The 15,998-nt window shown below is 65.3% G+C and carries 30 protein-coding genes; 27 read left to right on the top strand and 3 right to left on the bottom strand.

What is annotated here, in order from left to right; translation table 11 throughout:
* Positions 1-397: 397 nt before the first annotated feature.
* Positions 398-1,597 (bottom strand): Fic family protein, encoded by a 1,200-nt coding sequence (locus M1M07_RS07470; RefSeq protein ID WP_197256472.1) that lies wholly within the window; start codon positions 1,595-1,597, stop codon positions 398-400.
* Positions 1,598-1,834: 237 nt separating this feature from the next.
* Here M1M07_RS07470 and M1M07_RS07475 point away from each other — a divergent pair, with 237 nt between their 5' ends.
* Both M1M07_RS07475 and M1M07_RS07480 read left to right on the top strand, forming a co-directional pair.
* Complete coding sequence (locus M1M07_RS07475) at positions 1,835-2,623, top strand: hypothetical protein (RefSeq protein WP_197256474.1); 789 nt, start codon at positions 1,835-1,837, stop codon at positions 2,621-2,623.
* 297 nt (positions 2,624-2,920) lie between these two features.
* Entirely contained in the window at positions 2,921-4,147 is a 1,227-nt protein-coding gene (locus M1M07_RS07480; protein WP_248673725.1) for a site-specific integrase, read from the top strand.
* Positions 4,148-4,306: 159 nt separating this feature from the next.
* On the opposite strand, the gene M1M07_RS07485 is transcribed toward M1M07_RS07480, so the two are convergent.
* Positions 4,307-4,690, bottom strand: coding sequence for an ImmA/IrrE family metallo-endopeptidase (locus tag M1M07_RS07485; protein WP_248673726.1), 384 nt, complete (start codon positions 4,688-4,690; stop codon positions 4,307-4,309).
* 7 nt (positions 4,691-4,697) lie between these two features.
* Positions 4,698-5,198, bottom strand: a complete 501-nt coding sequence (locus M1M07_RS07490) for a hypothetical protein (protein ID WP_248673727.1) — start codon at positions 5,196-5,198, stop codon at positions 4,698-4,700.
* A 140-nt stretch (positions 5,199-5,338) separates the two neighbouring features.
* Here M1M07_RS07490 and M1M07_RS07495 point away from each other — a divergent pair, with 140 nt between their 5' ends.
* The 25 genes from M1M07_RS07495 (at position 5,339) to M1M07_RS07610 (ending at position 15,998) form a co-directional block, all read left to right on the top strand.
* A complete protein-coding gene (locus M1M07_RS07495) occupies positions 5,339-5,638 on the top strand; it encodes a helix-turn-helix transcriptional regulator (protein WP_248673728.1) in 300 nt (99 codons plus the stop codon).
* Positions 5,635-5,814: an excisionase family DNA-binding protein gene (locus tag M1M07_RS33195; RefSeq protein ID WP_368862558.1), complete on the top strand. Its 180-nt coding sequence runs from the start codon at positions 5,635-5,637 to the stop codon at positions 5,812-5,814. The genes M1M07_RS07495 and M1M07_RS33195 overlap by 4 nt, the downstream gene beginning before the upstream one ends.
* A 314-nt stretch (positions 5,815-6,128) precedes the next feature.
* Complete coding sequence (locus M1M07_RS07500; protein WP_248673729.1) at positions 6,129-6,458, top strand: hypothetical protein; 330 nt, start codon at positions 6,129-6,131, stop codon at positions 6,456-6,458.
* Positions 6,458-6,682, top strand: coding sequence for a hypothetical protein (locus tag M1M07_RS07505; protein ID WP_248673730.1), 225 nt, complete (start codon positions 6,458-6,460; stop codon positions 6,680-6,682). The genes M1M07_RS07500 and M1M07_RS07505 overlap by 1 nt, the downstream gene beginning before the upstream one ends.
* A gap of 194 nt (positions 6,683-6,876) precedes the next feature.
* On the top strand, positions 6,877-7,290 hold the full coding sequence (locus M1M07_RS07510; RefSeq protein ID WP_248673731.1) for a hypothetical protein: 414 nt from the start codon (positions 6,877-6,879) through the stop codon (positions 7,288-7,290).
* Positions 7,287-7,793 (top strand): hypothetical protein, encoded by a 507-nt coding sequence (locus M1M07_RS07515; protein ID WP_248673732.1) that lies wholly within the window; start codon positions 7,287-7,289, stop codon positions 7,791-7,793. The genes M1M07_RS07510 and M1M07_RS07515 overlap by 4 nt, the downstream gene beginning before the upstream one ends.
* Positions 7,790-8,044, top strand: a complete 255-nt coding sequence (locus tag M1M07_RS07520) for a hypothetical protein (RefSeq protein WP_248673733.1) — start codon at positions 7,790-7,792, stop codon at positions 8,042-8,044. The genes M1M07_RS07515 and M1M07_RS07520 overlap by 4 nt, the downstream gene beginning before the upstream one ends.
* Positions 8,041-8,361, top strand: a complete 321-nt coding sequence (locus tag M1M07_RS07525) for a hypothetical protein (protein ID WP_248673734.1) — start codon at positions 8,041-8,043, stop codon at positions 8,359-8,361. The genes M1M07_RS07520 and M1M07_RS07525 overlap by 4 nt, the downstream gene beginning before the upstream one ends.
* The gene (locus M1M07_RS07530; RefSeq protein WP_248673735.1) at positions 8,355-8,513 is read left to right on the top strand and encodes a hypothetical protein; all 159 of its coding nucleotides are present in this window, start codon (positions 8,355-8,357) and stop codon (positions 8,511-8,513) included. The genes M1M07_RS07525 and M1M07_RS07530 overlap by 7 nt, the downstream gene beginning before the upstream one ends.
* Entirely contained in the window at positions 8,510-9,295 is a 786-nt protein-coding gene (locus tag M1M07_RS07535) for a hypothetical protein (protein WP_248673736.1), read from the top strand. The genes M1M07_RS07530 and M1M07_RS07535 overlap by 4 nt, the downstream gene beginning before the upstream one ends.
* Positions 9,296-9,761: 466 nt before the next feature.
* Positions 9,762-10,529, top strand: coding sequence for a hypothetical protein (locus M1M07_RS07540; RefSeq protein WP_248673737.1), 768 nt, complete (start codon positions 9,762-9,764; stop codon positions 10,527-10,529).
* Positions 10,526-10,687 carry a hypothetical protein gene (locus tag M1M07_RS07545; protein ID WP_248673738.1) on the top strand — a complete coding sequence of 54 codons (162 nt, stop codon included), beginning with the start codon at positions 10,526-10,528 and terminating at the stop codon, positions 10,685-10,687. The genes M1M07_RS07540 and M1M07_RS07545 overlap by 4 nt, the downstream gene beginning before the upstream one ends.
* Before the next feature lies 1 nt (position 10,688).
* The gene (locus tag M1M07_RS07550) at positions 10,689-10,979 is read left to right on the top strand and encodes a hypothetical protein (RefSeq protein WP_248673739.1); all 291 of its coding nucleotides are present in this window, start codon (positions 10,689-10,691) and stop codon (positions 10,977-10,979) included.
* Positions 10,980-11,041: 62 nt separating this feature from the next.
* Positions 11,042-11,341, top strand: coding sequence for a hypothetical protein (locus M1M07_RS07555; RefSeq protein WP_248673740.1), 300 nt, complete (start codon positions 11,042-11,044; stop codon positions 11,339-11,341).
* Positions 11,338-11,859: a hypothetical protein gene (locus tag M1M07_RS07560; RefSeq protein WP_248673741.1), complete on the top strand. Its 522-nt coding sequence runs from the start codon at positions 11,338-11,340 to the stop codon at positions 11,857-11,859. The genes M1M07_RS07555 and M1M07_RS07560 overlap by 4 nt, the downstream gene beginning before the upstream one ends.
* Complete coding sequence (locus M1M07_RS07565; RefSeq protein ID WP_248673742.1) at positions 11,856-12,014, top strand: hypothetical protein; 159 nt, start codon at positions 11,856-11,858, stop codon at positions 12,012-12,014. Before M1M07_RS07560 ends, M1M07_RS07565 begins: the two co-directional genes overlap by 4 nt.
* 85 nt (positions 12,015-12,099) lie before the next feature.
* Positions 12,100-12,468 carry a hypothetical protein gene (locus tag M1M07_RS07570; RefSeq protein WP_248673743.1) on the top strand — a complete coding sequence of 123 codons (369 nt, stop codon included), beginning with the start codon at positions 12,100-12,102 and terminating at the stop codon, positions 12,466-12,468.
* Between the two features lie 109 nt (positions 12,469-12,577).
* The gene (locus M1M07_RS07575) at positions 12,578-12,895 is read left to right on the top strand and encodes a hypothetical protein (protein WP_248673744.1); all 318 of its coding nucleotides are present in this window, start codon (positions 12,578-12,580) and stop codon (positions 12,893-12,895) included.
* Positions 12,885-13,223 carry a hypothetical protein gene (locus tag M1M07_RS07580; protein WP_248673745.1) on the top strand — a complete coding sequence of 113 codons (339 nt, stop codon included), beginning with the start codon at positions 12,885-12,887 and terminating at the stop codon, positions 13,221-13,223. Before M1M07_RS07575 ends, M1M07_RS07580 begins: the two co-directional genes overlap by 11 nt.
* Positions 13,220-13,786, top strand: coding sequence for a hypothetical protein (locus M1M07_RS07585; protein WP_248673746.1), 567 nt, complete (start codon positions 13,220-13,222; stop codon positions 13,784-13,786). The genes M1M07_RS07580 and M1M07_RS07585 overlap by 4 nt, the downstream gene beginning before the upstream one ends.
* A 184-nt stretch (positions 13,787-13,970) precedes the next feature.
* The gene (locus M1M07_RS07590) at positions 13,971-14,768 is read left to right on the top strand and encodes a nucleotidyltransferase domain-containing protein (protein WP_248673747.1); all 798 of its coding nucleotides are present in this window, start codon (positions 13,971-13,973) and stop codon (positions 14,766-14,768) included.
* Position 14,769: 1 nt separating this feature from the next.
* Positions 14,770-14,970 (top strand): hypothetical protein, encoded by a 201-nt coding sequence (locus M1M07_RS07595; RefSeq protein WP_248673748.1) that lies wholly within the window; start codon positions 14,770-14,772, stop codon positions 14,968-14,970.
* The gene (locus M1M07_RS07600; protein ID WP_248673749.1) at positions 14,967-15,329 is read left to right on the top strand and encodes a hypothetical protein; all 363 of its coding nucleotides are present in this window, start codon (positions 14,967-14,969) and stop codon (positions 15,327-15,329) included. Before M1M07_RS07595 ends, M1M07_RS07600 begins: the two co-directional genes overlap by 4 nt.
* Positions 15,326-15,580, top strand: coding sequence for a hypothetical protein (locus M1M07_RS07605; RefSeq protein ID WP_248673750.1), 255 nt, complete (start codon positions 15,326-15,328; stop codon positions 15,578-15,580). Before M1M07_RS07600 ends, M1M07_RS07605 begins: the two co-directional genes overlap by 4 nt.
* Before the next feature lie 259 nt (positions 15,581-15,839).
* Entirely contained in the window at positions 15,840-15,998 is a 159-nt protein-coding gene (locus M1M07_RS07610) for a hypothetical protein (protein ID WP_248673751.1), read from the top strand.

Raw genomic sequence — 15,998 nt, forward strand, 5'->3', positions numbered from 1 at the left:
TGCTCGACCGTGGAGGCACATGTATGAGCGGATCCGCTTGGCCGTCGGTCACACGCTGTGACGATCGAACCAGCGAATGGTTGGCGATCGAGCGGATACCCGAGAAGGGAGCACTCCGGCGGATGAGGAGTGGATGGAGGGGTGTTCACCTATTCCGTCTTGCCCCGGCCCGAACACGGGTTCGCGAAGCTGACCAGTCGGTAATCACAACGAGCCACACCCGCCGATCACGCGGATCCGAACGCTGTCGTCGCAGTCCGGTCGGTCGAGAGCTCATGAGCCGGCGGACGCGCAGGAACGGCACTCCCAGTAGATCGGTCGCCATCTCCTGGACCTACTCCGGTGGTGTTGCGGGAGACTTGCAGACGCTCGACACCTCGGCGCGCAACTGTGCCCACTATCCTCTGCGGTGTTTGGCGCGAGCAGCAAACTCGTCCAGGACGCGGACCACGTCTTTGGCTTGCCAAATCCGGTTCCGCCGGCCATCGGTGATCTGGGCGAGTATCTCCGCGTCTACCAACCGATCGATCGCGATCTGCGCGTTGGCGCCGGTGACCTCGAGGGTCGAAGCGACAAGCTTGCTGTCCACGACCGGTTGACGAAGAAGGAGGTCGACCAGTCGGTGCGCCGCTGAGTCTCGCCGCGCCTTTACGCGGGTGCGCCAGTCGGCACGAACCGATTCCAGGTCTCGGACGAGGTGACGACCATTGGCGATCGCAGCAGATGACGCGTCCACGATCGAACGCACGATCGGCTCGACGTTACCCGAGCGGTACTCGCCGAGCGCCTCGAAATACTCTGCAGTGTTGTGGAGTAGACCCGCGGAGACCGGAACGGTAACGCTGCGCGTGAGCCGTCCACCGCGAAGCATTGCCTGAATCAGTGCGCGACCGACACGCCCGTTCCCGTCAATGAAGGGGTGGATGGTTTCGAACTGCGCATGCGCGATCGCGATCTGCGCCATTACCGGCAGATCGACCCGATTGGAGAAGACGATCAAGTCGTCGATCAGTCCCGAAATATGGTCATGGTGCGGGGGCACGAACTGTGCGGTGTGTGGCCCGAGACTCCGCCCGCCGATCCACACCTGTTCCCGTCGCCATCGACCGGCGATGTTCGGATCGTCGTGCTCGAGCAGTGCCCGATGCATCCGCAAGACCGCCTGGGTGTCGATGGAATCGGACAACTCCAACGCGGCTTGCGTCGCTCTGACGTTTCCGACTATCAGACGGGCATTGCGGGAAGCATGCTCGCCGAGTTCAGCCAGCGCGATCTGCCGCGCTCCGCTCGTGAGATTTTCGATTTCCGAACTAGACGCACTCTCGGTGCGGAGCAGGATGGATGCGAACGGAGCGGTGATGTGACCGACCTCGACGTCGAAACGGGTGAGTTCCGTCGCTGCTTCCTCTGCAAGCGCCTGCAACTCGTCGTTCAGTGAGATCGATTGGTGCGCAATGAAAGCTGGCACTGCCGCACGGTAGGGGCCCGAGGTGAGGTGGCGCTCGCGTCGGGACCCGTAGTTGCCCACCGAGCTGACCCACGGACGTTGCTCGTAGGCAACGGGGGGCCACGATGGACCGTCGTCAACCGATGGCACCCGGATACCATACCATTGGTTAGTATATTAACCAATGGTATGAGTTCGGCGGACGCGCGGTTTGCGATGCAACCGTCGGGCGTGCCGGCCTGGGTTCTGGGCCGATACCGACCGTCCGCTCCCGGCTCGGCCCGGTGATGCGTCTCCCGGTCTATGACGCCGGCGGGTTCACGCAAGGGCACCGGAGGACTCTCCCGCGGTGCGGGGCGCCGGGGGAAACGATCCCGAAGCCGCCAGTTGATCGCCGATCGCGCCTACAACAACGTCCGCAACGACACGTTCGCGCTTCCGGTCTGGAAGCTCGGGTACACCACGATCTACGACCTGCACCCGAACCGGCGTGGCATGCATCCCGGACCCGAAGGCACGCACACCTTCTGGATCGACGGGGTCCTGTACGCGGACAGCCTCCCGGAAGGACTGTACGACCTCGACCCGATCGCCATCGACGTGTCGAAAGACGACCGTGAGCGGGTCGAGCGCCGGCACCAGGCGCGGCAGGCGTACGCGTACATTCCGCACGACGCGCGCCACCCCGATGAATCACGCAGCTATCGCGGGCCCGCTGCCCAGCCTGGGCGGCTCCGCTGCCCGAACAACCCGAAGTCGATGAGGGCGCCGCAGAGCGTCCCGACGACCTCGTGCACTCGCGGCGAGGAATGCGGGTGCGGACACACGATCACCTTGTACGACTCGGACTACCCGGATATGCGGATGCCGTTCCAGCACGGCACCCTTGCGTGTGAGATGTCGTATCACCGCAGGGTCGGGATCGAGAGTGTGTTCGCCGATCTGAAGCAGAACCGGCTGCATGTGCATCGCGGGTACTTCCGCGGTTTCGGGATCGGCCGGTACACGGTGCTTGTCGGCTTCACATTTGCTGCGCTGACGTGCTCGAGCTGCACGACTGGTTCTGCAAGCGTGTGCGTCTCGATCCGCGGGGCCGGTTCCTCGGTGAGCCGGAACCGGTGCGCGCAATCGGTAGGCGTCGTCTCGCAACGCGATCGCGCGAAGAGTCCCCGGTGAGGATCCGATCCGGCAGATAGCGACCCCTGCCCCGGTAGCGAAATCCACGGGTTCCGCGGTTCGACTTCGGCCACCTGGTGAAATTGCCATCGCGTCGACGCCGCGAGAGCACGACTCGGCTCAGTCTGTAGGGGAATCGCGTCATGGTGGAGCCGATGACGGGAATCGAACCCGCGTATTCAGCTTGGGAAGCTGAACAATCGCAATATTCGCGCTCGTCATCACCGTGTTCCTCCTGGTCACGCAACCCAGCCTACTACAGCGTTGGCTACAGTAGGAATAGCTCGGCTACAGTACGTGGCTACAGTGCCGGGCCGGATCGGGGAGCTGAACATGGCGAGGAGAGCACCAGGCGAAGGTGCCCTGTACAAGCGAGCGGACGGGATGTGGATCGGCACCGTTGACCTACCTCCGGGAGAGGACGGAAAGCGTCGGCGGCGTACTGTCTCGTCGAAGGACAAGGCGACTGCACTCCAGAAGCTGCGGAAGCTTCACCGCCAGATCGAAGACGGCGCAATCAATCCCGCAAAAGTCACGCTGACAGTCGACGACTGGCTCAAACACTGGCTCGACAACATCGCTGCCCGGCAACTCAATCCTCGAACCCTGCAGACCTACCGCTCCGCTGTGAAGAAAAACATCTCGCCGCACATCGGCACGACCAAACTCGTCAAGCTCACACCGGCGAAGATCCGATCCATGCACACCCAGATCGTCTCGGCCGGCCGATCGACACGCACCGCGGAGATCGCACACAGGATCCTGTCCAAGGCGCTGAAAGATGCCGTGCGCGAAGGCCTCCTGACAAAGAACATCGCTGAGAACGTTCCGGCGCCAAAGGTACTGTCGAAGGAACGCGGCGCACTGACGACCGACCAGGCCCGCGCAGTGCTGAAGAACGCCTTCGACAGAGGTGACTCGATGGCGACCAGATACGCCGCGGCACTGCTCACCGGAGCCAGGCAGGGAGAGCTGCTCGGGCTGCAGTGGGACCGGGTAGACCTTGTGAACGGGACTCTCGACTTGTCGTGGCAGTTGCAGAGGCTGCCGATGAAGAGGGATGCCGATCCTGAGTCGCCGAAGCGGTTCAGTGTGCCGGCTGGTTTTGAGCACATCCCGCTGTATCGCGGAACCGCGCTGACTCGCCCGAAGACGGCGAAGAGTATGCGGTTGATCCCGCTACCCATGCCACTAGCGGCCTTGCTCGCCGAGTACCGCGAAGCGCAGATCCCAAACGAATGGGGGCTTGTGTGGGTATCGGAGCAGTTTCGGCCGATTCGCCCTATCGATGACCTCGAGGCGTGGCGTGACGCCCTCGCGGCGGTTGGAGCGCCGGAGGTACCTATTCACGCGGCCAGGCATACGACCGCAAGCCTGCTGATGGAGTCGGGTGTCGACGCGCACGTGATCGCGAGCATCATGGGTCATTCGAATATCGTCACGACGCGCGGCTATCAGCATGTCAGTGGCGACTTGGCGCGCCAGGCGCTCAGCGCGCTCGACGGGCTTCTGTCTGGGGACTGAGTCAGGCGCCCCAGTCCGGACCTTCAGGATCTGGGGCCTCGGCCTGGTCATCCTGTACCTCACGGATGGTAGGACCCGACCGCGGCCACGAACACTCGATGTAGGACACGGTCCCACCCTTCCCGTCTGGCTCTTCGACCCATCTGCACGTCATAGCGTTCAGTTCCTCCTCGAATGAAACTCGCGCCATGCGCGAACAATTCGTGGTGTTACGTCGAGATGATGACCAATCGCGCCGTCATGCGGACCCCAGAGCTTCTCGGCCGAGCGGTAGTCCGCGGCAGTGATCAGTAGTTCGGCTGCATACTCGTCTGCCTGACGTTCTTGGCGAGCACGGGCGTCTAGCTCGGGCCGACACACGTGGCCATAGTGCGCATGCCCGAGTTCATGGCCGAGTGCGCATAGTGACTCGACGTATGGCATCCCGGCCCGCAGCACGATGCAGCGGTGTGAATGGTAGTAGCGCGCGGATTCGTTGCCGGGAATGTCACCCTCGACGATGAAAATTCCAGCAGCGGCCGCGATCTCGTAGAGGCGCTGCACCTCGGTCCTATGGGATGTAGTCGTGATCTGTGACGTCCTCATCGGGGTCGAGGTCTCCTCTGGTCATGGCCACGTATTCCTCGCCTTCCAGCTCGTCAAGCGTCGGGACTTGATCTCGCGGAGTCAAGGAGTGCACCTTGGCGATATTGTTGTCTTCCTCCCGGTTTGAGCTCTTCGAATCCGCATCTTGGGAAAGCACCGTGATGCGTCGTTGTAGTTCATTCATCAGCTCGTCGATGGGTATCGAGGCGAGTAGATCGGATCGCCCAACCGCGACCTCCTTAAGGCCGGCCTCGTCTTCTGTGATGAACTCCGCCTCCACCAGGGCCTCAAGCACATTCGCGTGATAGGCGCGAGCAAGCTTGACGACAAATTCTGGGTCGGCGTTGGCCCCCTGCTTCCAGCGTGTGAAGGCACTCTTGCTGAACTGCGCTCTGCGGGCGGCTTCCTGTGCCGTGTCGTTTCTGATGAGCCGTTCGACGTACTTCCACCATCTCGTTTCCGACATGCGACCAGGGTAGTTGCACGAAAGCAACGCTTCAAGTCGTTCTGGCAACCAAATCAGTGGTTGCGCGTAAAAAACCAGGCGTGTAGCTTCTGTTCTGTCACCAGAACTACCGGTTTGGCAAAGGCAACCTAGGAGGTGGGATGCCGGAAATCGCAACAGTCCGGGTCCGGCAGGACTGGCTGGAGAAGATGCTCAAGACGCATCGCACGATGACCAGCTTCGCCGAGAAGCTCGGTATCGAGAAGTCCACAGTCTCTCGGCAGGCATCAGGAAAGAGCGAAGCCAGCCCCCGTTTCATCGGCGCCGTGATGACGAAGTTCGCGATCGATTTCGACGACGCGTTCGACGTGACGATCGAGGAGGTCGCGCAACGCCGGGCGAGAATCGTGACTCGGCCGACAGGAAAGCGCGTGACTGACGCCCAGGAGCCCGCGGCATGACTGGCAACAAGATCGCTTTCGACGTGGAATCAGCAGCCTCGGCAGTCTGTGTCTCGACAGACACGATCCGCCGTGAGTTGCGGGCTGGCCGACTTGCAAGTCGCCGGTCCGGTCGAAAGATTCTGATCGGCGCAGACGAACTCAGGGAGTGGTTCGAGTCGCTCCCGAGTGACTGAACGCTACGCCTCCGACGAATCTCTGTTCCTCTGCTGCGAGGCGATCTGCTGTAGCACCTGGATCGCTTTGTGGGGGAGAGGTTTCCCCCATTGCGACCTCCCCTCCCGTCGGCCCGCTTCGCGGATCCGTTCGAGCTCTGCATCGTTCGTGGACATCTACCGCCCCATTCCGTGACGCTCCGCACTGAACCGACAGCGTAGATCGGACCGTCGAATTTCCGGGTGCGAATTGCACACAGTGCGCCGATCAGGCGAACCCAACGCGCACCGCCACAACACCCGAACCCAGCCAGAACCGAGTGAATCGAGCCAGCATGACTCTCGCCCTGCCCAACATCGGCGCCAGCACCCCGATCTTCGACTCCATGCTCGCCACCCTCGACGAGGTCGACGCGCACTTCATGTCGGTCCCCGTTGACACCGCGTACGTCGTGACCGCGCCCGTCGTGATCGACGGCGACATCGTCAGCATCGTCGACACGAACCCGGAGCCCGTGTCGGCCCCTGGCGAGCCGGACGTCGCCGACGACTACATCCCGTCCGGCCCGGTGGGTACCGAAGCGTGGCTGTGGATCCTCGCGTTCGGTGTGGTACTCGGCGCGGTCATCTGGCTGGTCACCCCGTCGGCCCCGGCGGTGTGGTGATGGGACCGCAGTTGCAGCAGATCACCGAATCGAAGGTCGCCGACATGCAGCGGTACGCGTCCGCGATCGTCACGCTCGGCGTCGATCCCGATAACCCGAGCGTTCCCCGCGCCGACATCGTGCAGATGTCCGGCCGCCGCCGGATCTGTCTCGGCGTGCAGGCCGCGATGCTCCGTCACCTCGCGGACCAGCTCGACGCCGCACACGGACCGGACCGGTACTGACCACTGGGCCGCAGGCCATCCGCGACGCCAACGGGGAATTGGCCGGCGCGGATCCCGGCGCCGAGCCCCACCCCCCAGGGGCTCGGCGCCATCCCAACCCCGGTGGCGGCGCGCGAAAACAGTGGAGTCCTGTTTCTGAGCACCAGATGTGCGCACCGCGCCGCCACCGGCCACACGACAGGGAAGAGCACACGATGACCACACCGGATATCAACGAGACGCTCCGCCAGCATCGCAGCGAACTGGCCCAGAAGATCCACGATCAGTGCGACACGATCGAAGCTGCCGCCGCACAAGGCAAGACCAGAACCGTCAAGGACGCCGTCGACCAGGTGCACGCGCTCGCCGACCTGCTCGCCGACATCGTCATCGAGCCGGGCCTCGACGATATGGCGCGCAGGCTCGACCAGTACGCCGTCGAGCTCGCCGAGAACAACGAGTACGACGGCGCTCGACTGGTGATCGAGACCGCCGAAGCCTTCGGCCGACGGCACGCCCAGCTGGCCGAACGGCACCGGGACCAGGCTTGGGATCGCTGGTACGGGGATGTGTTCGTCCCCGCCCGGGATGTCCAGTGCACATCCATGAAGGACTTCAAGCGCCGATGAGCCTGCCCATCCCGGAACTCGACCGGCTCGAACCCTGCGCCTTCTGCGGCCACCCGCGCCGGAACCACCACCCGCGAGGCTGCGCCACCGACGAAGTCGGCCGCTACGAAGTCCGCGCCCAGCTGAACCTGTGCCCCTGCGGCGGATACAAGGAGGAACCCACCGTGGCACCCACCCCCGACCCCGAGATCGCGACCATCGAGAACTCGATCATCGAAGCCTGGGAATCACTGCTGACCCACCTACAGATCAAGCACCTTCCAGACCCGCCGAGCATGGCCTTCCGGATCCCCTCCGACCGCACGATCGTGTGGCAGGCCGACGACGGATCCGCGAGCCTCGTCCTGTACCCGGATGCGACAGTCGACGTCGTCACCCAACTCGGACTGTCCCTTCCCCAACTGCAGGAACTCTCGGCCGCGATCAACGCCATGAAGTCCCGGCTCGACGCTGCCGTACTCGCACGCCACGTCACCGAGAGCATCAACGGGAGCGACCGATGAGCCTGCTCCCGCGCCGCCGCCTCGACAACGCCGGCCAATTCGAGGACGCCCTCGCCGGGAAGATCCCCGGCGAGGCCCTCTCGGCGTACGACCGCCGCGTCCTCGTCTCGCTCCTGCACCGCCGCGGCTACAGCGACCGACAGATCGCCGACCACACCCAGTGGACGCTCTACACAACCGCCCGCATCCGCGACCACATCGGCCTGGACCCGAACCCGCACACCGAACAGCCGGTGGTGCTCGCGGGATGAGCGCCAAGTGCAGGGACTGCAACGCCGAGATCACCTGGGCCCGCACCACGGGCCGCGGCACGTACATCGCTCTCGACCTGTACCCGGACGACCGCGACGGCATCGTCCGGAAGCGGGACACCCGAGACGAGAACGGCTGCCTCTGGGCCGACGTGCTCACCGGCGAGTCCCTGCACCGTGCCATCGCCAACAGCGAGAAGCTCTACGTCCCGCACCGCGACACCTGCCACGCCCGACGCCCCACGAACCCGATGCCCGACCACGTTCGGCGCGCAGTCGGCGCGGTCCGGCCGTCGCACCGGCGGCGGCGATGGTGACCGCAGCAGACGCCGACGCCTGGTGGCACGCCCAACCACCGGAACGGCGCCTCACGATCTACGGCTGGCTCAACCGCGGCACCCACCTGGCCCCAACACCCACCGCCGGGCAACTCGAAATGTTCCCCACCGACCCTGAGGAGACTGCGTGACCACCGTCGTCGTCGGCACCCACGACCTGCGTGCCGCACTCACCGCGGTCCGCCCGCACCTCGACAAGGACCCCGACTTCGAAACGTTCCGGCGCGTCCGCCTCGAGATCGACCCGCACAACGTCTACGTCGCCGCCACCGACCGTGTCTCCGCCGGCCTCGCGCTCGTGTCCGTCTGGAAAACCGAAGACTCGACCGGCGACAACGCGATCCTCGACCTCACCCCCGAACAAGTCGACAAGGTCCTGCAGATCTTCAAGGCACCCAAGGACAAAGGCGACGATCCGACCGCAATCCTGCGCCTCGAAGTCGGCGACAACTACTTCACCCTCACCGACGTGTCCGGCCTGCCCGGCATCAACGGCCAGTCCCTGACCCAGCAGCGCACCGCCACCGACGACGCGTTCCCCGACGTGCCGCACCTGATCGCCCGGACCCGTCACGGCGAACTCAAATGGCTCGAACAGTTCGCCGCCGCCGGAGATCGCCTCTCCGCGTTCCGGATCGCCAGTGTCGTCTACAAACAGCCCGTCGTGTTCGAAGCCCGCACCGGCACCTCGGCCCTGTCGATCACCGTCGGTGAATCGTTCCTCGGTGCGCTCATGCCCGTCGCCATCGATGAGGACCGCGCGGTCGAGATGAAGCAGTGGGCCGTGGCGTGGGACGCGCGTCTGCCCGATCCGACCTTGCCTGCCCGCAACACCAAGACCGAGACCACCGACGCACCGCCCGCGGCGGGCCCCATCGTTGTGACCCTGCGCGGGAAGCGAGACGACCAGTGACCGCGGGAGTTCATCGCTCATGTGAGTTGTGCGGTGCAGCCTTCTCCGTGAAGTTCCCGTCAGTACGAAAGAGGTTCTGCGGATACAGCTGTTCGGTGAAGGCGCGGCCTCCTCGGTGTGGACCGGACAACCCGAACTGGCGTGGAGGGATGAATTCGCACCCGCTGTATGAGACGTACCTCGACATGGTCGGGCGCTGTGAGCGGAAGACGCACCACGCCTACGACAGGTACGGCGGTCGCGGTATCACCGTCTGTGAGCGTTGGCGAAATAGCTTCTGGCACTTCGTCAGCGACATGGGAGATCGACCGCCAAACCTGAGCATCGACCGGGTCGACAATGACGGCCCGTACGCCCCCGAGAACTGTCGATGGGCGACGGCGAGCGAGCAGAGCAAGAACCGGCGCGAGTCTGCGTACTCCGGCCATAAACGTGATTCAGCTACCGGACAGTGGAGGTCCAACAAGTGAATGATCGCCCGATTTGCTTCATCGATTGTGAGACCACCGGCCTGCTCGCCGACCGCCGACCGTGGGAGATCGGATGGATCCGCCGCGAGATCGACGGCACCGAAACCGAGAACGTCATCCAGATTGTCGACGTCGACCTGTCCAATGCTGAGCTGCAGGGCCTGCACGTCGGACGGTTTTTCGATCGGTGGTGCGGGGGATTTGATTCTGAGACCGGAGAGAGGGGACGGTCGCGGCCTGGTCCGATCGCATTTGAGGAACGCGTCGCCGCTGCGCACGTCATGCAGGCAACCCGCGGCGCGATCATCGTCGGCGCGGTGCCGAACTTCGACACCGAAGTCCTCGCCGCGATGCTGCGCCGGCACCAGCTGTGCCCGGCTTGGCACTACCAGCTCGTCGACGTCGAAACCCTCGCCGCCGGATGGCTGCAGGCACGCCCCGACCGCGCACCGATCATCGCGAAGCTCAACGCCCGCGCGACGGAACTGGCCGAGAAGAAGGTCCTTCAGGCGCAGTTCCACCGGCACGCCAGCGAGGACTCGCCGCGCCGCATCGAAGTCGACCGTGAGGTCGCCGCCGACGAGCAGATCATCGAGGACATCGAGCGCGAACTGTCCTCGTTCACAGCGCCGCCGTACCGGTCCGACGACCTATCCCGTGCATGCGGCGTCGAACCGCCGGCTCCGGAGGAACGCCACACCGCACTCGGTGACGCCAGCTGGGTCAAGCGCTGGTACGACCACATCACCGAGGCCGGCGAGTGATCACCTGGAACTGCCAGCGCTGCGGCGACCACCGGCACGCACCCTGCGGCAAGCCGATCTGCGGCCAGGGCGACGACAACCTCGCCAACGCCATCGACAGCAACCGCCGCGCCCGCGGCGAACTCGCAGCCAACCCGGCAACAGGGAACGAGTACTGACATGGCCGACTACGCCTACGACCAGCAGATCGAAATCACCGCCGCCGGAATCACCATCGGTGGTACCCCGGTTCCCGGTCTCCTCGACCAGAACAGCGTCAACGTCTACCGCGCACCGCAACTCCCGGACCACTGGATCGTCACCGCGACGTTCGTCACCGGAAAGGAGCCGATCGTCGGTGACGGCGTCAGCGTCCATCCCGCCGGTTCGGTCAGCAGCATCCGAGACCAACCGCTTCTCGTAACCCGAACGCCCACTTCATCAGGAGACACCCACATCGACCGCCCGTAGCCAACGGGTCGAACCATCCACTGCACCAGACAAACCCGAGCACCACCGACAAGGAGCCCACCATGGGAACCGCCACCGAACGCCGCGCCACCCGACTGAAGAACCGGCGCCTCGCCGCCCAGCTCGTCGCCATCAACACTCTGCACAGCGAACTGAACGGCCGCTGCATCCACTGCGACGTCCCGGCGCCGTGCCCTACCCGCACCGTCGCGCGTGCAGCCCGACGCCTCGCCTGCGGAGACGACGGCGAACGCCTCGACGTCAACACCGCCGCTGAGACCGCGGTCGCCCGCTACCTCGAGAACACCCAGTACGACAAGGCAGTGATCGCCGAGATCCTCTCGGAAGGCTCCGGCCGATGAGCAACCTGCGAGAAGACGACGACCGCGAATGGAGGCGCATGCAACGAGAAGAAGCCCGCGCAGCCAGACGAGGGACGACACTCGCCGACGCGCCGGAAACCCCCATCACCGAGTGGCCGACAGCGGTGCCCGAACCCCGGTTCCCGGTCCCGGAACACACCGCGCCGAAGCCGGGACCGAAGCCCGCCCCGGTACCCAGTCGCGGCGGTCCCACGTCCGCTCCCCGTTCGGCGCCACCGTTCCGGATTGTCGACACACTCCCCGCCGCCGACAACCGCTCCGGCCGGCCCATTCCCCAACGCCGCCGCGAACTCATCAAGGTCGCCAAGGAGAACCCGCGCCGCTGGATCGAATACCCACCGGCCGGCGACGACGCCTACAAGTCGATCAGCTCGTTCCTCAGTGCCATCCGCAGCGGAAAGGTTGGCTTCGGACCGAAGGGCACATTCGAAGCCGCGGCCCGCAACAAGATTGCGTACGTCCGCTACGTCGGCACGGACGGCGGTGACCAGCAGTGAAGACCGCTGCCGCGACCGCTGCCTCCGCGCTCGCCACCACCACCATGATCGCCTCCGGTTGGCTCGCCCTCGCCGCCCTCGTCATCGACCACGCCGCCCGGTCCCTGCATCCCTGCCCGGACATCCCCGGGGCCCCGGCAGAGGAGAAGTCGTGACGCTCTGCGGCTGGCTCGCATTGCTCGCCGCGGCCGGCCACTACACGACGCCGATCCTCACCCTCACCGCGGAAGGACTGATCCGATGACCGATCAGCTTGTGCAGCTGCGCGACAAGATCCGCGCCGCGTGGCCGGAACGCGCCCTCACCCACGGCCGCGGCCTGCCCGTGCCGCCGGTGCGCGACGGCGGCAACACCGCGGCGTGCATCGACCTGGCCGTCGAGCTCGCGGCCGAGCACTTCGCACCCCGCACGATCACGACCATGGCCGAGGTCTTTGCGCTACCGAACGAAACTCTGGTCCGCAGCCGGTCCGGGGACGTCTACGAGCTGTCGGACTTCTCAACGAAGAACTGGCGCAGCGGCTACCGGTCTGGGTTCGAGGACAGCCTCATCATCGACGCAAGGGAGTTGCCCGCGGTCGTCCTGTGGACACCCGGAGGCGGACAGTGACTCTCATTATGGACGTGGTCGTTGGTTCTCTCGCTGCCGCAGCGGGGATCCTCATCGTCGGTGGCGCGATCGTCATCCTCGTCGCGATCATGTGGTGGATGGACGGCCGGTGATCGCCGACTCAGCCGCAGAAGCTCGGGCCCGGCTCGAGGACCGGTACGCGGCGCTGCCGAAGGCCCGGTCGATGCGGTGCGCGTGCCCGAAGTGCGGCGGCGTCATCCTCATGCGCCGCTTCGCGATCGTCACGATGCGCGAGGAGTTCACGGCGACGACCGAATGCCGAGATGGCTCGACGACTTTCCCCGTCGAGTGGCCAGGTTCCGAGGAGCTGGCCGCCGAGGTGCTGCGCGTGATCTGCGGAACCTGCCGCTACGAGATCGGACACGAACTCCCCAAAGACGCAAAGGTGCCCAGCCATGGCCAGTGACAGCAACAAGCAGGGGCCGTGCACGGCGCGCTACATCACCGCCGACGGCCGCCGCCTCTCGTGCATCCTCGGCACCCCCGGGCACACCCATCACGCCTCGCAGTTCTATGGCATCGACGAAGGAATGACGTTGCGTGTCTGGCGAACTCGCCATCGGGAACCGCACCGACGACCGCTCATCATCCACCGAAATCTCCCGGTGGGTCCGCGGTGGCTCCTGATCATCGGCTGGGAGCCGGCTCCCTTGGCGACTGGATTGACCCGCCAGTTCGTCGTCGACGCACTCCACCACTGGTACAGCGAACAACGAAAGGGCAACGCACAGTGACCCCACCGAAGGTGAACCTCGACGAAGGCCGCGCACTGCTCGACGCCAGGAACGCCGAAGAAGCCGCGACCGATCCGCACGACCCGCGGCCGGCGAACGTCGACTGGCTCGTGTGGGCACGCACGTACGCCGAGCAGCTCCTCGACATGGTCGACGACCTGCGCCTCGATCTCGACGGTCTCTACGACGGACTCCAGACAACGGGCGGAATCCTCACCAACCTCCGCACGTCGGTCCACCGCCTCATTGCTGGCGTCGACATGGCGGCGGCACGCGCCGTCAACGACGAGATCCGCGACGGCTACGCGGAACTCAGCCGATGGCTCCGGCTCTCCCTCGGCGAGAACCGGGACAGCTACGTGGCATCCCCAGCGTCGGGCCCTGCCCCACTGTGTCTCGGTTGGGACTACGGCCGACTCGGTTACAAGGTCGCGCTCGTCCGCCACCGCGGTGCCGAGGCGACATACACCGAACTGGTCGCCGACCTCGACACCATCGTCGAGGAACGGTTCGACGGCCAGGTGAAGCAGTGGACCATCACCCTCACCCCGCCGAAGCAGTGAGCGGCCGATGCCCGCAGATCCGTATCCAACCGACCTGTACCCCGGCTGCCCCTGCTACAGCTGCGACTCGCAGACCTGGCCGACCTATGCCGGCATCCCGATCGCGCGCATGACTCTGTGCCCCCACTGCGGATCGAAGCGATGCCCAGGCGCGCTCGACCACAGCACCCACCCCGGAGGTTCCATGTCCACCCCGACGAAGCAGGTCGCCTACAGCGGCCCCAAATTCCAGGCCATCACCGACGAGCACACCGTCCTCCGCGGCCAGGTCGGCTCCGGCCTCCACGGCGTCACCACCGGCGCCGACGACCGCGACGAGATGGGCGTGTGCATCGAGCCACCCGCGTACGTCATCGGCAACGCCCGCTTCGAGCAGTACCAGTTCCGCACCCAACCCGAAGGTGTGCGCTCCGGCCCTGGCGATCTCGACGTCGTCGTCTACAGCCTCCGCAAGTGGGCGCGCCTCACCGCCGCCGGCAACCCCACCGTGCTGCTCCTGCTGTTCCTGCCCGAACACGAGATCGTCACCAACACCTGGGTAGGGGAGCAGCTGCAAGCCCGCCCGGAGATGTTCATCTCTCAGCAGGCCGGCCACCGCTTCATCGGCTACCTCGAATCCCAGCGGGACAAGATGCTCGGACTCCGCGCCCAGCGCACCAACCGCCCGGAGCTCGTCGACGTCCACGGCTTCGATACGAAGTTCGCATACCACGCGGTCCGCCTCGGGCTGCAGGGCGTCGAGCTGCTCTCGACCGGCCGGATCACCCTGCCGATCCCGGAGCCGGATCGAACGTGGCTGCGCGAACTCCGCAACGGCGAACACACCCTCGACGAAGCACTCGATCGGATGCGTGACCTGAAGGCCCAGATCCAGTGCCTGATCGGGTGCGGCGCATGGGCGAAGCGCCCTGACCCGTTCGAAATCGACGGGTGGCTGACCGACACCTACCAGCGGTGGTGGGCAGAGAAGGGGCTGGTCTGACATGGCTACATCCAGCGTCGAAACGAAGGCGACCTACACGACGCCCTCGAACCCGACGATCGCCGATCTCGAACAGTTCCTGATCCTCGTCGCGGATTGGCCCCGTGACACCCCGATCGCCATGCAGCAGTTCGCCACTCGAATGGGCGGTGACGTCTCGTCGACCACCATCACCGCGACCATGCGAGGTGCACACCGATGAGCGTGCAGCGTGACGAACTCGCCAAGGTTCTCGGTGAACACACGCTGTCGTACTGGAGCTCCGAGGAGCCGGATAGCACCCGATGCAAGTGCGGATGGCGGGGCTCGGGTTTCGATCTCCACCGCGTCGACACGATCCTCGCCGCCGGTTGGCGCAAGCCTCGCACTATCACCGCCGTCGCCGAAATCGACGCACTCCCGGAGATGAGCGTGGTGCTCATTCCAATCCCAGAGGAAGGCGGGGCCATCTGTGCGCAGAAGGATATCGCTTGGTTCATGCCGGGCGGAGCCGATCCGGTGGCGGTCTCCGGCGGACACCTTCCGGTCACGGTCCTCTACACCCCCGAGGAGCCACGGTGAGTCTCGAACTCGACCTCCGCGTCAACGGCGAAGTCATCGGCACCATCCGCGTCGTCCACACGGTCGGCTGCCTCGCCTGCCGCCACCCCAACGGGCACCCCGAACACGAATATCTCGGCGCTGTCCGGGAGGTACGACCCGGTCAAGCCATCACGCGCAAGGACATCGTGTCGCACAACCCGAATCAAGGGGCGTGGGCGTTGATCCGGAAAATTCTCGACCTGCAACCGCGGCGGGCGTGGAAGCCATGACCGTGTCCTCGTGGCCTGGGGAGTGGACGGAAGCGGATTCCGACGCTCTGGACCGTCAGATCCTCCGGGGCCGTGAACTCCGACTCGTAGCGAGCCGCAGGCAATACAAGCCCCGTGAACCGATGCCGGAGAAGTGCATCGGTTGCGGAACGAAACTGCGCACCAAGACGAGCCCCAAGACCCCGGACGCTCGCGTGCACATCGGCCGGGGGATGTGCTCCACCTGCTACCACCGAGCCTCAATGAGAGGGGACATGCCGTGACAGCCGATCCGACGACACCCGAAGGCCGCGCCGAACTGCTCGCCGAAGGTCGCGCTCTCCTCCGCTGTTTCAACAGGGCACCGCAGATGACCGAGGCTGAAGTCGACGCCGCCGAGGCGATGTGGGAGCTCCGCGCCGCCTTGGACGGTGAGTAG

The sequence above is a fragment of the Rhodococcus sp. HM1 genome (assembly GCF_023218075.1).
GTDB lineage: Bacteria > Actinomycetota > Actinomycetes > Mycobacteriales > Mycobacteriaceae > Rhodococcus.